The organism is Peterkaempfera podocarpi (assembly GCF_042466665.1).
In the GTDB taxonomy this organism is placed as follows: Bacteria; Actinomycetota; Actinomycetes; order Streptomycetales; family Streptomycetaceae; genus Peterkaempfera; species Peterkaempfera podocarpi.
This window is the reverse complement of the sequence record NZ_CP162102.1, coordinates 3153650-3168325: the sequence shown is the minus strand read 5'-3', so window position 1 is coordinate 3168325 and position 14676 is coordinate 3153650. Positions and strand designations below refer to the sequence as shown.

General features: G+C 72.8%; 9 protein-coding genes. 5 read left to right on the top strand and 4 right to left on the bottom strand.

Annotated features, from left to right (window positions below; genetic code table 11):
- The first annotated feature begins 252 nt into the window (after positions 1 to 252).
- From AB0761_RS13780 to cimA, 5 genes are all read left to right on the top strand, one after another.
- Complete coding sequence (locus tag AB0761_RS13780) at positions 253 to 3396, top strand: S8 family serine peptidase (RefSeq protein ID WP_377269272.1); 3144 nt, start codon at positions 253 to 255, stop codon at positions 3394 to 3396.
- Complete coding sequence (locus AB0761_RS13775; RefSeq protein WP_377269270.1) at positions 3393 to 4130, top strand: hypothetical protein; 738 nt, start codon at positions 3393 to 3395, stop codon at positions 4128 to 4130. The genes AB0761_RS13780 and AB0761_RS13775 overlap by 4 nt, the downstream gene beginning before the upstream one ends.
- A gap of 66 nt (positions 4131 to 4196) precedes the next feature.
- Positions 4197 to 5240, top strand: coding sequence for a 3-isopropylmalate dehydrogenase (locus AB0761_RS13770; protein ID WP_377269269.1), 1044 nt, complete (start codon positions 4197 to 4199; stop codon positions 5238 to 5240).
- Between the two features lie 327 nt (positions 5241 to 5567).
- Positions 5568 to 6680 (top strand): branched-chain amino acid aminotransferase, encoded by a 1113-nt coding sequence (locus tag AB0761_RS13765; protein WP_377269268.1) that lies wholly within the window; start codon positions 5568 to 5570, stop codon positions 6678 to 6680.
- Between the two features lie 435 nt (positions 6681 to 7115).
- Complete coding sequence (gene cimA / locus AB0761_RS13760; RefSeq protein ID WP_377269267.1) at positions 7116 to 8735, top strand: citramalate synthase; 1620 nt, start codon at positions 7116 to 7118, stop codon at positions 8733 to 8735.
- Between the two features lie 236 nt (positions 8736 to 8971).
- On the opposite strand, the gene AB0761_RS13755 is transcribed toward cimA, so the two are convergent.
- From AB0761_RS13755 to AB0761_RS13740, 4 genes are all read right to left on the bottom strand, one after another.
- Entirely contained in the window at positions 8972 to 9556 is a 585-nt protein-coding gene (locus AB0761_RS13755; RefSeq protein WP_114914476.1) for an ATP/GTP-binding protein, read from the bottom strand.
- The gene (locus AB0761_RS13750; RefSeq protein ID WP_377269266.1) at positions 9537 to 10235 is read right to left on the bottom strand and encodes a DUF742 domain-containing protein; all 699 of its coding nucleotides are present in this window, start codon (positions 10233 to 10235) and stop codon (positions 9537 to 9539) included. The genes AB0761_RS13755 and AB0761_RS13750 overlap by 20 nt, the downstream gene beginning before the upstream one ends.
- Before the next feature lie 153 nt (positions 10236 to 10388).
- The gene (locus AB0761_RS13745) at positions 10389 to 10802 is read right to left on the bottom strand and encodes a roadblock/LC7 domain-containing protein (protein WP_377274080.1); all 414 of its coding nucleotides are present in this window, start codon (positions 10800 to 10802) and stop codon (positions 10389 to 10391) included.
- A gap of 10 nt (positions 10803 to 10812) precedes the next feature.
- Positions 10813 to 14286, bottom strand: coding sequence for a nitrate- and nitrite sensing domain-containing protein (locus AB0761_RS13740; RefSeq protein ID WP_377269265.1), 3474 nt, complete (start codon positions 14284 to 14286; stop codon positions 10813 to 10815).
- Positions 14287 to 14676: the final 390 nt, after the last annotated feature.

Below are 14676 nucleotides of genomic sequence, written 5' to 3'. Positions count from 1 at the left end.
CCTCCACAGCCGGGGTCCGCCGCGCGGGTGAGCCGGAATCGTCCGTACGAGTGCACCCCGGCCGGTGCCGCGCTCGCCCTTCCTTGCAGGTAGACGTGATGATCGTAATTTGATCCCTCCGGAAGGGTGATCGCCGCTCGCGGGGTGCGAGCTGCCGTCGGCCCGCCCTTGAGGCCCCGTGCGGCAGCATGCCGTCGTGCCCTCGCGGCGGGCCGCCGGGTCAGTCAACCCTCTTCCGGGGGAGGCCGATCCGTGCGCACGCCCCGCTCTCAGCCCATCGCCGAGGCCCGCCGCCCCGCCGGTCGGGCAGCCGTCCGCCGGGCGGTGGCCGCGAGCGCTGTGCTGGCCCTGCTCGGCGTCTCCGGACTGCTGGACCGTACCCCGGCGTCCCGTGCCCAGGCGGTGTTCCAGGCCGCGTCGGCCCCGGAGGCGGCGAACGGACCGGTCACCGCACTGCTGGAACTGGACACCCCGAGCAGCTGGCAGGCCTGGCGCAGCGCCGAGGAGGCCGCGCGCCGGTCCCGGCGCTCACCCGAGGCCACCCGACGCGCCGCAGCCGGCGCGGGCGAGCGCCAGCGCCGGGCGGTCACCACCGTCGCCGACCGCACGGAACAGGCGCTGCGCAGGGCAGTGCCCGGCGCCCAGGTGCTCTACCGGACCCTGGCGGTGGTCCCCGGGATCGCCGTGCGGGTTCCCGCCGAGGGGCTGGGTGCGCTGCGCGGCCTCCCGGGCGTCCATGCCGTCCATCCCATCAGCCACAAGTACCCGGCCAATGCGCACTCCGTGCCGCTCACCGGGGCCCCGGCCGTCTGGGCCGGGGCGGACACGGTGCCGGGGAACACCGGCAAGGGCGTGACCATCGGCATCATCGACAGCGGTGTCGACTACACCCATGCGGACTTCGGCGGCCCCGGCACGGCCGAGGCCTACCGGGCGGTGGACGGCAGCAAGCCCGCTCCGGCCGGCCTCTTCCCCAACGCCAAGGTGGTCGGCGGCTGGGACCTGGTCGGCGACGACTACAACAGCGACCCGTCCCAGCCGCCCTACCAGCCGGACCCGCACCCGGACGCCAACCCCCTGGACTGCACCGCCAACGGCCACGGCACCCATGTCGCGGGCACCGCCGCGGGCTACGGGGTCACCACCGACGGCAGGACCTACCGCGGTCCCTACGGTCCGGGCCTGGCCCCGGCGGCATTCCGGGTGGGCCCGGGCGCGGCACCCGGCGCCGGCCTCTACGCACTGCGGGTCTTCGGCTGCCACGGTTCCACCGACGAGATCGCCCACGCCCTGGACCGTGCCGCCGACCCCAACCAGGACGGCGACTTCTCCGATCGCCTGGACGTCGTCAACCTCTCCCTCGGCGGCAGCTTCGGCGACCCCGACGACGGCGACGCCCTGGCCGTGGACCGGCTCGCCGCCACCGGCACCGTGGTGGTCGCATCGGAGGGCAATGACGGGGACATCTACGGCGTCGGCTCCAGCCCTGCGGTGGCACCGGGGGCCATCGCGGTGGCGGCCTCGGTCGACGGCTACACGGACGCCGACGGCATCAGGCTGCTGCCCCCGGCGGCAGCACAGGGCACCACGGCCCCCGGGTCGGGCGCCGTACCGGTGCAGCCCGGCGCACCGGCACCTGGTGCCGCGGGCCCCATCGCACCGGCGCCCATCACACCGGCGCCCAGCGCGCCCGTAGCCGGCGCACCCGCACCTGGGAACCCGCCGCCAGGCGCCGCCGCGCCCAGCGCACCCGCACCCGGCGCACCTGCACCCGGCGTGCCCGGACCCAGTGTGCCCGGACCCAGCGCACCTGCACCCGGCGCACCTGCACCCGGCGGCGGAGCGCCCGCGCCGGGCGGACCGGCACCGGCGCCCGGGGGCGGACGCGCGGCTGCGGCAGGGGGGCCCAATGCCGAAGGCCCGGCCCCGGCCCCCGTCCCTGCCCCCGTCCCTGCCCCCGTCCCTGCCCCGGCCGGCCCCCCGGCCCCGGCGGACGCCGCAGCCGGGGAGATCGTCCCCGGCCACTGGAGCGGTGCCTACACCCACTGGGACACCCAGGACGTCACCGGCGAACTGGCCCTCCCCGCCGACGGTTCCGGCAACGCGGACGGCTGCCGGCCCTTCGACGCGGCAGACGCCGCCCGGCTGCGCGGCCGGGTCGCCGTCCTCGCCTGGACGGTCCGTGACGCCGACCGGAGCTGCGGCTCCGCCGTACGCGCGGACCACGCCGCCGACGCCGGCGCCATCGGAGTGATCTTCGCCGCCGACGGGGACCAGCTCGGCGAGGTCGCGGGCGACGACCGCATCCCGGCCGTGATCGTCGCCCGCGCGGAGGGCGAGCGGCTGCGGGCCGCAGCGGCCGCGACCTCCCCGTCCCGGGTGCAGCTGGCAGCGCCGGGCAACCCGCTGCGCGGCTCGGTTCCCCAGGACCGCCCCGAGCGGGCCGACACCCTCGCCTCGTTCTCCTCGCGCGGCAACGGTCTGCGCGGGCTGGTCAAGCCCGACATCGCCGCACCGGGGGAGACCATCCTCTCCGCGGAGGTGGGCTCGGGCAGCCGGGGGGTCCGCAAGGACGGCACCTCCATGGCGGCCCCGCACATCACCGGGATCGCGGCGCTGGTCCGTGCGGCGCATCCGGACTGGACCGCCGTGGAGGTCAAGGCCGCGCTGATGAACACCGCCGATGCCGACCTCACCACGGGCGACGCCGGAACCGGCGCGGTCTACGGCCCGGAGCGGGTCGGATCCGGGCGGGTCCGCGCCGACCTGGCCGTGCGCACCCCGGTGATCGCCTATGCGACCGGGCCGGACGTGCCGGAGGGCGCGGTGGGGGTCTCCTACGGCGATGTCCCGGTGGCCGCTCCGCTGTCGCTCATCCGCGAGGTGGAGGTACGCAATCTGGGCGACCGGCCGGTGACCTACCGTTCGGGCTACCGGGCGGCGACCGAGGTGCCCGGAGCGGCCTACACCGTGGAACCGGCCGAGGCCACCATCCCCGCGGGCGGCACCGCCCGGCTCAGGGTCACCCTCGGGGTGCCCGACCCGGCCGCCCTGGGCCGGCAGCCCGATCCCACCATCGCCGCCGAGCAGGCAGGCCACCGCCGGGCCTTCCGTCCGGAGGCGTCGGGCCGGATGACGCTGACGCCGGTCGGCGACGGCGGGGTGCCGGAGCTCAGGGTGCCGGTCTTCGCCGCACCGCACGCGGTCTCCCGCCTCACCGCCTCGCTCGCCGCACGGATGCCCCTGGACACCGTGGGCCGCTCGGGCCTGGTCTTCCGGATCGGCGAGGCAGACCCGACGGCCCGAGCGGCTCGTCGACTGCGGTTCCGTCCCTGGTCAGCGCCTTCGAGCTGGGAGGGCAGAGCGACCGCTGGCCCGACTGCGGCCTCCAGGTGACCACGGCGCGGTGTGCCTCCGCGCCCCGTGACCGGGTCGCCGACCTGCGTCTGGCGGGAGCGGCCAGTGATGCGCCGGCGATCGCCGACCGGGGTGGCGACCCGCTGCGCGACGGCACTCTCTATCTGGCCGCAACCAGCTGGGCGCCTGCCGCGACCCCGGTCGCCAAGAGCGCCGTGCGGGCCTCGCTGGACACCGACGGCGACGGCCGCACCGATGCGGTGGTGGTGGCGGACCGGCTGCCCGGCAGCGATGTCATGGTCGCCCGCACCCTGGACGCCGGCACCGGGAGGCAACTGGACGTGGAGCCGCTGGACGCCGGCTGGGGCGGCAGCGACCCGGATCTGCTGGACAGTGACACGGTGGTGCTGCCCGTCAGGCTCGCCGCACTGCCCGGCCTGCGGCAGGGCGGCGGCCGGATCCGCTACGGCCTGTGGACCGGGCCGGTGGGCGGCAAGGGCACCCCCGACATCGGCAGCGCCTTCGACGGCATCGGCATCGCCGACGACGGCAGCCCGGTGTTGCCGCTGGATGTGCTGCACCCGGCGCTGGACGTCCGTGCCGGGATCGACGGGCCCGCCGCACTGGCTCTGCCGGAACAGCCTGGAGCAGTACTGGGGGTACGCCGCGACCTGTGGGCGTACGGCGCCCGGTCCGGCACGGCTCTGCTGCTGGTCCACCACCGCAACACCCCGGGGCGGCAGGCTCAGGTGGTGTCGCTGCCGCTGTGGTGAGCAAGCAGGCGTCCACATAGCGGACGTCACATGTCAGCCCATGGGACGAGGAGTAGGGTTCCGGCCATGTCTCGCAGCATCCGCCTTGCAGTGATCCCCGGTGATGGAATCGGCCAGGAAGTCGTGGCCGAGGGCCTCAAGGTGCTCGGCGCGGTGCTGCCCGCCGGCACCAAGGTCGAGACCACCGAGTACGACCTCGGCGCCCGCCGCTGGCACGCCACCGGGGAGACCCTCCCCGACTCCGTGCTGGAGGAGCTGAAGGGCCACGACGCCATTCTGCTCGGTGCGGTCGGCGACCCGTCGGTGCCGTCCGGCGTCCTGGAGCGGGGCCTGCTGCTCAAGCTCCGCTTCGCCTTCGACCACCATGTCAACCTCCGCCCGGGCAAGCTCTTCCCCGGCGTGAAGTCGCCGCTGGCCGGCGAGCCCGAGATCGACTTCGTGGTGGTCCGTGAGGGCACCGAGGGCCCGTACGTGGGCAACGGCGGCACCCTGCGCACCGGCACGCCGCAGGAGGTGGCCACCGAGGTCTCCCTCAACACCGCCTTCGGCATCGAGCGGGTGGTCCGCGACGCCTACCGCCGTGCCGCGGCCCGCCCCCGCAAGAAGCTGACCCTGGTCCACAAGAACAATGTGCTGGTGCACGCCGGCCACCTGTGGACCCGGATCTTCGAGCGGGTCGGCCAGGAGTTCCCCGAGGTCACCACCGACTATCTGCACGTCGACGCGGCCACCATCTTCCTGGTCACCCAGCCCCAGCGGTTCGATGTGATCGTCACCGACAACCTCTTCGGCGACATCCTGACCGACCTGGCCGCCGCCGTCACCGGCGGCATCGGACTGGCCGCCAGCGGCAACATCAACCCGAGCGGCGAGTTCCCGTCCATGTTCGAGCCGGTCCACGGCTCTGCCCCGGACATCGCCGGCCAGGGCAAGGCCGACCCGACCGCCACGGTGCTCTCGGTCGCCATGCTGCTGGAGCACCTCGGCCTCACCGCGGAGGCGGCCCGTATCGAGGCGGCCGTCGCAGCGGACCTGGCCGAGCGGGTCGACGGCCCCGCCCGCTCCACCTCGCAGATCGGCGACGCGCTCGTGACCCGAGTAGCCGGCTGACCCACTCTCCTCGCCCGCCCTCGGCGAGGAGGAGCCATGCCGCCCTCCCCGCCCCCCTTCATCCGAAGCGGCCCGGACGCGACGCCGGAACCGGCAGGTCGGCATTCACGACCTCCGGCACCCCTGCCCAGCATCTCCGGGCCGCTTTGCGACGTTCCGCCCGGGACATCCGTGACCATCCGTGACCGACGGGCGGTCCGGTACCCACGGCTGTCCGACCCGGCCCCGGAGATGCGACCATCGAACCTGGGCCTCCCGGTCGCTCGGCTTCACCAGTGAGCCGTCCGGTGGTCCGCAACGACGAGACGGTGAAGGACACACGCAGCCATGACGACGCCCGCCCAGGCTCCCCTCAAGATCGAGCTCAAGCCCTCCTCCAACCCGCTGCCCACAGCGGAGCGCGAGGCCCGGCTGGCCAACCCAGGCTTCGGCCGCGTCTTCACCGACCACATGGTGACCATCCGCTGGACCGAGGGACGCGGCTGGCACGACGCCCAGCTGGTCCCCTACGGCCCGCTGGAGATCGACCCGGCCAACATGACCCTCCACTACGGTCAGTCGATCTTCGAGGGGCTGAAGGCCTACCGGCGGGCCGACGGCACCATCGCCACCTTCCGCCCGACCGCCAACGCCGAGCGCTTCCAGGCCTCGGCCCGCCGCCTGGCCATGCCGGAGCTGCCGGTCGAGACCTTTGTGGAGGCCGTCGAGCTGCTGGTGCAGCAGGACCGCGACTGGGTGCCCAGCCGGCCCGAGCAGAGCCTCTACCTGCGGCCGTTCATGTTCGCCACCGAGGTCGGACTCGGGGTGCGCCCGGCCAACGAGTACCTCTTCATGCTGATCGCCTCCCCGGCCGGCGCCTACTTCTCCGGCGGCGTCAAGCCGGTCTCCGTCTGGCTCTCCGAGGAGTACGTCCGCGCCGCACCGGGCGGTACGGGCGCCGCCAAGTGCGCCGGCAACTACGCCGCCTCGCTGGTCGCCCAGGCCCAGGCCGCCGCTCAGGGCTGCGACCAGGTCGTCTGGCTGGACGCCGTGGAGCGCCGCTGGATCGAGGAGATGGGCGGCATGAACCTGTACTTCGTGTACGGGGAGGGCGACAGTGCCCGGATCGTCACCCCCGAGCTCTCCGGCTCGCTGCTTCCCGGCATCACCCGCGACTCCCTGCTCCGGCTGGCCGCCGACCTCGGCCACCCGACCGCCGAGGCCCGCATCTCCGTCGACGACTGGAAGGCCGGCAACGCCGACGGGACCCTCACCGAGGTCTTCGCCTGCGGCACCGCCGCCGTGATCACGCCGGTCGGCTCGGTGAAGTCCACCCGCGCCGACTGGACCGTGGGCGCCGGTGAGCCGGGACCGGTCACCATGCGGCTGCGTGAGGCCCTGCTGGCCGTCCAGACCGGCCAGGCCCCCGACACCCACGGCTGGATGCACACCATCTGCTGACGCCGCTTGCCGTACGGCGCCCCGCCTGCCGGGGCGCCGTACGGGTGTGTGCCCGCACGCCGCCCGCCCACCGCACCGTCGGCAGCCCCGGGGCCGAAGCCTGTCCAGGAGAGCGCCCGTATGCTGAGACCGACTTGTGTCGATCACGGGGGGTTGTGCAAGACTGCGACCGTGTCCTCGCTCGTCGTGATTATTGGCAGCAGGCGCGCCGGTCCGCAGTGACCGCTCCGTATGACGATCTGACGCGGAGCGACCACCGTGTCCCAGACCCGCGCGCAGACCTCTCGCACCCGCGAGGGGTCTTTTGTTTTGGATCGGCGGCGGAAGGCCTCCCACAAGGAGACCGTCCGCCCCGGCCGGCGCGCCAGGGCCTCGGGGGACAGTGGAGCCGGGAACCCGGCAGGCAGCACCCACCCGGACAGGAGAACCACGGCCATGACCGAGGCCAACAGCGGCGGAGCAAGCCCCTTGGGCGACGCCTTCCATGTCTTCGACACCACCCTGCGCGACGGAGCGCAGCGCGAGGGCATCAACCTCACCGTCGCGGACAAGCTCACCATCGCCCGGTACTTGGACGAGTTCGGCGTCGGCTTCATCGAGGGCGGCTGGCCCGGTGCCAACCCGCGTGACACCGAGTTCTTCGCCCGCGCCCAGGCCGAGCTGGACCTGACGCACGCTCAACTGGTCGCCTTCGGCGCCACTCGACGGGCCGGCGGCAGCGCAGCCGACGACGCCCAGCTGGCCGCCCTGGTGGCCTCCGGCGCCCCCGTGGTCACCCTGGTCGCCAAGTCCCACGACCGCCATGTGGAACTGGCCCTGCGCACCACCCTGGAGGAGAACCTGGAGATGGTGCGGGACAGCGTCCGCCATCTGCGGGAGCAGGGCCGCCGGGTCTTCATCGACTGCGAGCACTTCTTCGACGGCTACCGCGGCAACCGCGGGTACGCCCTGGACGTGGTCCGCGCGGCCCACGAGTCCGGCGCGGACGTGGTGGTGCTCTGCGACACCAACGGCGGGACACTGCCCGGCCAGGTGCGGGAGATCGTCGCCGATGTGATCGAGCAGACCGGCGCCAGGATCGGCATCCACGCCCAGGACGACACCGGCTGCGCGGTCGCCAACACCCTGGCGGCGGTGGACGCGGGGGCCACCCATGTGCAGTGCACCGCCAACGGCTACGGCGAGCGGGTCGGCAACGCCAACCTCTTCCCGGTGGTGGCGGCCCTGGAACTGAAGCTGGACCGCAGGGTGCTGCCCCCCGGCCGGCTCGTCGAGATGACCCGTATCTCGCACGCCATCGCCGAGGTGGTCAACCTCTCGCCCTCCACCCACCAGCCGTACGTGGGCGTCTCCGCCTTCGCCCACAAGGCGGGGCTGCACGCCTCCGCGATCAAGGTGGACCCCGACCTCTACCAGCACATCGCCCCCGAGCTGGTCGGCAACACCATGCGGATGCTGGTCTCCGACATGGCCGGACGCGCCTCGGTGGAGCTCAAGGGCCGAGAGCTGGGCTACGACCTGTCCGCCGACCGGGACCTGGTGGGCCGGGTGGTCGCCCGGATCAAGGAGCAGGAGAAGGCCGGCTACACCTACGAGGCCGCGGACGCCTCCTTCGAGCTGCTGCTGCGCGACGAGGTGAAGGGGCGCCGTGAGCGCTTCTTCGAGCTGGAGTCCTGGCGCACCATCATCGAGCAGACCCCCGCGGGCGGCGCGCTCAACGAGGCCACGGTGAAGCTCTGGGCCAAGGGCGAGCGGATCGTGGCCACCGGTGAGGGCAGCGGCCCGGTGGACGCCCTGGACAAGGCGCTGCGCAGCGCGCTGGAGCAGATCTACCCGCAGCTGGCCAAGCTGGAGCTGGTGGACTACCGGGTCCGCATCCTGGAGGGCCGGCACGGCACGGGATCGGAGACCCGGGTGCTGATCGACACCTCCGACGGCGCCTCGGAGTGGTCGACGGTGGGTGTGGCACCCAACGTCATCGCCGCCTCCTGGCAGGCCCTGGACGACGCCTACACCTATGGTCTGCTGCGGGCAGGGGTGGAGCCGGAGGTCTGAGCAGGGCTGTGGGGGGCCGGTGCATCCGACCACCGGCCCCCCGACCGCCCCTGAGTGCGTTCGGCCCGGGAGCGTCGGGACGCGCGTACCCCGGCCGCCCTAGGGCCGCCCCGGGGAGGGGGGACGCGGCGCGGCTGCCGGTGCCCTGGTGGAGCCGTGCGCGAACGCCAACGGGCCTCTGGGGCCGCCGACCGGTTCTCCGGTCAGCGGCCCAGAGGCCTCGGTGTCGGACGCCCCTAGCGCAGACGCGCCAGCAGTGCATGCTCGACCAGTGTGATCAGCGCGGACTTGGCGCTGTCGCGGCGGCGGGCATCGGTGGTGATGATCGGGGTGTCCGGGCCGAGCTGCAGTGCCTCGCGGACCTCTTCGGGACTGTGCGGCTGGTGTCCGTCGAAGCCGTTGAGGGCCACGACGAACGGCAGACCGCTGTTCTCGAAGTAGTCCAGCGCGGGGAAGCAGTCGGCGAGGCGGCGGGTGTCGACCAGGACGACGGCGCCGATGGCGCCGCGGACGAGGTCGTCCCACATGAACCAGAAGCGGTCCTGGCCGGGGGTGCCGAAGAGGTAGAGGATCAGGTCCTCGTCGAGGGTGATGCGGCCGAAGTCCATGGCCACCGTGGTGGTGGTCTTGCCCGCGGTGTGCGTGAGGTCGTCGATGCCCGCGGAGGCCGAGGTCATGACGGCCTCGGTGCGCAGCGGGTTGATCTCGGAGACCGCGCCGACGAGGGTGGTCTTGCCGACACCGAAGCCACCCGCCACGACGATCTTCGCGGAGGTGGTGGCGCGGGTCGCGGCAGCCGGGCTAGAGCTTGCGAAGTCCACTGAGGACCCTTTCGAGCAGTGTCACGTCGGGCTGTCCGCCGGATTCGCCCCCGGCGGCGGGCTGGTGGATGGCGACCAGGCCGGCTTCGGCGAGGTCGGCGACGAGGATGCGCGCCACACCCAGCGGCATGGTCAGCAGTGCGGAGACCTCCGCCACCGACTTGATCTCTCGGCAGAGTGTGCAGATCCGCTGGTGCTCGGGGAGCAGCGTGTCGATCCGGTCCGGCGAGGCCGTGGAGGAGACCAGCGCCTCGATGGCCAGCTCGTAACGGGGTCGGGTCCGCCCACCGGTCATGGCGAACGGCCGGATCAGCGGCTCGTCGTCGTGGCCGGCGTCGTGGTGGTACTCGTTCGGGAAGTCCTCGGCATAGCCGTCGGACGGCGACCGGTCGTCATAGGGGGCCTGGGGCTGGTTGTGCCCGTAGCCGTCATAGGTGCCGGTCTGCTGCTGCGGGTACGACCGGTCGTACTGCGGACCGTAGTCCTGGCCGTAACCGTCGGACCCCGGCCAGCGCCTGCCTTCCCCGCGCTGCGGGAACTGCTGCCCGCCTCCGGGGCGACCCTGGGCGCCGCTTCCTCCGGGGCCGTAGCCGCCGGTGCCAGGGGCACTGAAGGCATCATGGCCCGTTCCGGGATACGGAACGCCGTACGGACCGCTGCGGTCGTCGGGCGGTGTCACGGTTCCTCCTCACATAGAGCGACGGGGCGGTGCGACTGGTGCTGGTGCTGTGCAGTGTCCGGTCTCACTACTACCGGCGGTCGTACAACGGGCGATCCCGGGCCCTCCGCAAGGGGGCCCGGGACTGACCGGGAGGTGCGTCCGGTGGAGCGTCTAGTGCAGCAGGCTGCCCTGCAGTTCCGCACGGAGTGCGGGGGTGAGCACCGCGCCGGCGCGGTCCACGAGCAGTGCCATCTCGTAGCCGACGAGGCCGATGTCCGAGTCGGGGGAGGCCAGCACCGCCAGCGAGGAGCCGTCGGAGACGGCCATCAGGAACAGGAAGCCCCGCTCCATCTCGACCACGGTCTGGTTGACACTGCCGCCCTCGAAGATCCGGGAGGCCCCGGACGTCAGCGAGGTCAGTCCGGAGGCCACCGCGGCGAGCTGGTCGGCCCGGTCGCGGGGGAAGCCGTCGGACATGGCAAGGAGGAGTCCGTCGGCGGAGACCACCACCGTGTGCGACACCCCGGGGGTGTTGTCCACGAAATTGGTGATCAACCAGTTCAGATTCTGTGCCGCCTGGCTCATCTGACTCAACTCAACGCTCCTGGTGGTTCGAGCCGCCGAAGAGATCGGTGCTGCCGTGCTGTTCGTTGCCGCCGTGGTCGATCCGGAAGCTGCCCGTCACCGACGGGTCTCCTCCGGCACTGCGGCCCTGCTGGACTCCGCGGCGCAGGTTGGTGAGCCGGCCGCGCACCTCCTCGGGGGCCCGGGAGATCTGGGGGCCGTCCTGGGAGTTCGCCTGGGCATTGCCCGGGACGAGGTTCTGCTTGGGGACCCGGCGGGGCAGGCCCGACGACGTCACACCGCCCGCGCTGGGCTCGCGGACCTGATCCGCGCGCTCCCACGAGCCGTCGTTGGGCGTCTGCCAGGAGGCCGGCTCCGGGGCTGCGGCGGGCCCGGGGAGGCCCGTACCGCCGGCCGGGGCGGTCTCCCGTGCGCCGGTGAACCAGTTGGGCTTCTCGCCGGCCTCCAGGCCGCCGATCGCCCGGTTGCCGAGGTTGCTGCTGCCGCCGCCTGCCAGTGCCTGGCCGGGACGCCGCTGGGGCAGCCCGGAGGCGGTCTGTGCCGGGGAGGCCGGAGCCGCGGCGGCGGGGGGAGCCGCCGTGAATCCGTCATGATCGTAGCCGTTGCCGGCACCGCCGTTGTAGCCGCCGGACTCGTAGCCGACGGTGTGCGGCTCCGCGAACTGCCCACCCGCGTAAGGGTCGGCGGGGAACTCCTCCGCATAAGCCCGCTGCGGTGCCTCGTAGGTCTCGGGGTAGCCGCCCTGCTCGAAGCCCTGCGCGGGGTAGCCCTCGTCGGCGTAGGCCGCTGCGGGGTATCCGTCGCCCTGGTAGGCCTGGGGCGCGAACGCCTGCTCCGGGTAGTCCTGCGGGGTGTACTCCTGCTCGGCGTACTCCTGCTCCGGGTAGTCCCGGGTGTACTCCTGCCCCTGCTGGTAGCCCTGGCCGGGCTCCTGGTACTCCTCCTCGGAGTACTCGGGCACGGCCGGTACGGCAGGCACAGCCGACCCGGCCGCGGCCGAGGGGCCGGCCTCCAGCGCCGCCTGGCGGCGCTGCTCCAGCCGCAGCGAGCGGTTCATGGAGTCCAGCGCCGGGCTGAAGCCGGTGGCGGCCGACGGCGTGGTGCGCTCGAACCGGCTGTCGTCGAAGCCGAGTTCGGCGGCGCTGCGCAGCTGCTCGAACGGGCCGTCGGAGTCGTCCTCCTGGTCGGCGAAGATCCGGGAGACGGTGAACTGCTCCTCCTCCGGCTCCGGCGCGATGTGCACCTGGGTGAGGTGCGCGGAGAGCATGACCAGGGAGGTGGTGCCGGCGGACTCGCCGGACGGCCGAAGCTGGACCCGGATCTCATGGCGCTCGGCCAGCCGGCCGACCACGAAGAGGCCCATGCGGCGGGAGATGGTGGCGTCCACGGTGGGCGGGTTCGCCAGCTTGTCGTTGATCTCCGCGAAGTCGTCGCCCGTGAGGCCGATGCCCTTGTCGTGGATCTCCACCAGTACCCGGGCGTCCGGCAGCCGGGTCGCGGTGACATGCACCCGGGTCTGCGGGCTGGAGAAGGTGGTGGCGTTCTCCAGCAGCTCGGCGAGCAGGTGGACCAGGTCGGTCACCGCGGGGCCGACGACATCGGCCTCGGGGATCCCGGAGAGCTCGATGCGCTCGTACTGCTCCACCTCGGAGGCGGCGGCACGGAGCACGTCGACCAGCGGGACCGGCTGGTTCCAGCGTCGGCCGGGCTCCTCGCCCGCGAGAACCAGGAGGTTCTCGCCGTTGCGGCGCATTCGGGTCGCCAGGTGGTCCAGCTTGAAGAGGTTCTCCAGCTGGTCCGGGTCGGCCTCGTTGTTCTCCAGGTCGGTGATCAGCGACAGCTGACGCTGAATCAGGCCCTGGCTGCGGCGCGAGAGGTTGGTGAAGATCGCGTTGACGTTGCCCCGGAGCAGTGCCTGCTCGGAGGCGAGTCGGACGGCCTGCCGGTGCACCTCGTCAAAGGCCCGCGCCACTTCGCCGATCTCGTCGCGACCGTGCAGCGGGATGGGCCTGACATTGGTGTCGACCCGCTCCGGGTCGGTCTTGGACAGCCGGTCGACCAGCTCGGGGAGGCGGTGACCGGCGATGTCGAGGGCGGCGGCGCGCAGGGTGCGCATGCCGATGATCATAGAGCGTGCGACGAATCCGGTCAGCAGTCCGGCGACAGCCAGTGAGGCAAGCACGATCGCGGAGTTGAGGATGGCGTCGTGCTGGGCCCGCACCTTGATGCGGTGGGCGTCGCCCACCACCAGGTTGTTGAGCTGGCTCTCGACCGTGCGGTAGGTCTGGATGTGCGCGCTGGTGGCGGTCAGCCAGTTGGCCACCGACAGGCCCTGCTGGGCGGCGGCGATCATGGCCTGGCCCGCCGAGGCCCTGGTCTGCGCGGAGGCGGCCGCCTGGAACGCGGCGAGCGCGATGCCGATCTGCTGGTTGACCGTGGGCATCATCCGGCCGCTCTTGGCGGCGGCCGAGGCGTTCGCGGTCGACTCGGCCGTCACGGCCTGCTGGTAGAGCCGCATGTCGTCGTCGGTGGTGCCGGACTGGAACTCGCCCAGCGACACCTCCTCCAGCTTGTTGGAGACCGCGATCGCCTGGACCATGTTGGTGGTCTCGGGTGCCGTGAAGGTCTTGGTGCCCATCAGCAGCTGGGTCATCAGCAGCCGCTGCGTCGAGGCGGACGCCTTGGCCAGCGCGATCGCATAGATGGCGCGGCCGCGGCTGGTGACCGAGGAGCTGCCGAAGCCGACCTCGTTCTCGTACGCCATCAGCGGCGCGATCAGCACCGAGTAGGCGTTCTGCGTCGCGGTGGGGAAGAGGCGGTGGCTGAAGGCGTTCTCCCGCAGGCTCGGCAGCGAGGCCACCAGCTGCTGGAAGGCGATGTTCCGCTTGGCCAGCCGGCTGTCGTCGGAGAGCGGCTTGTAGGCCGTGTTGTACGCGGCCAGCGCCTGGTCGGTGGCCTGGCGCAGCTGGGTCACCTTGGTCTGGCTGCCGCCGGTGACGATCGGCACGGCGGAGAGGTCGCGCTCCTGCTCCAGCGCGTCCGCGAGAGCGGTGGAGGCCTGGGCCAGCCTGGAGGTCTTCTCGGCCCGGTCGGCGGCCTGGTAGTCGTCGATCGAGCTGTTGACCCGCAGGCCGCCGAAGATCAGGGCGATCACCACGGGGATCAGCAGGATCGCGACCAGCCGGGTGGGCACGCGCCAGTGCCGGGGCGAGAACCCCCCGAGCCTGCCGGCGGGCGGCTGCTCGTCGCGGCCGCCTGCGCCCGAGGAGGTCCGCTCGGCGGAGGGACGCTCCGAGGAGGGCCCCTGGGGCGCCTCACGCCCGGAGGCGGACGGTCCGGCCGCAGCGGGTCCGGTGCCGGGGCGTTCCGCAGAGCCGGTGAAGGGCGTGAAGGCGGCGCGGTCCCGCTGGGCGCCGGGGATCCCCGGCTCTCCCTGTCGGGGCTCGGGGCGCCGCTGAGGGGTGACTGGCTGCTTACGCCTCACTCGACAACAACCTCTCGACCGCTCGGCGGCCATGGATCAAATCCGGCGGCACTGCCCGGGTCACGGCCTGCTGCGCGGCGGCTCAGACGGAGGTGGCCCGGGAGTAGCTGGAATTTCAGCACGTGCACGGCGGGGGGAACAAACAGCTGTGGATAAGCCGCTGCGGTTGGGCAATTGGGGCACTCATGGATAAACGGTGTCGATTTCCCGTAGGACCATGCGCTTATTGCCCCGCATCGGACACGCTGCGTAACGGGTCCGGTGGAAATACCTATCGAACCGTTATGCAGCCGAGGCGGCGTCAGGGGACCGGCGGTGACCGGCGCCACGTGCGCGGGCACCGCCCTGCACCGCAGGGCGGCCCGCCGTGCGCCGGAGGATGCGCAGACC

Bases quoted from the DNA above. Each gene is read 5' to 3' on its own strand.
- AB0761_RS13770 (WP_377269269.1), top strand. From the start codon at position 4,197: ATGTCTCGCAGCATCCGCCTTGCAGTGATCCCCGGTGATGGAATCGGC.
- AB0761_RS13765 (WP_377269268.1), top strand. From the start codon at position 5,568: ATGACGACGCCCGCCCAGGCTCCCCTCAAGATCGAGCTCAAGCCCTCC.
- cimA (WP_377269267.1), top strand. From the start codon at position 7,116: ATGACCGAGGCCAACAGCGGCGGAGCAAGCCCCTTGGGCGACGCCTTC.
- AB0761_RS13745 (WP_377274080.1), bottom strand. From the start codon at position 10,802: ATGAGCCAGGCGGCACAGAATCTGAACTGGTTGATCACCAATTTCGTG.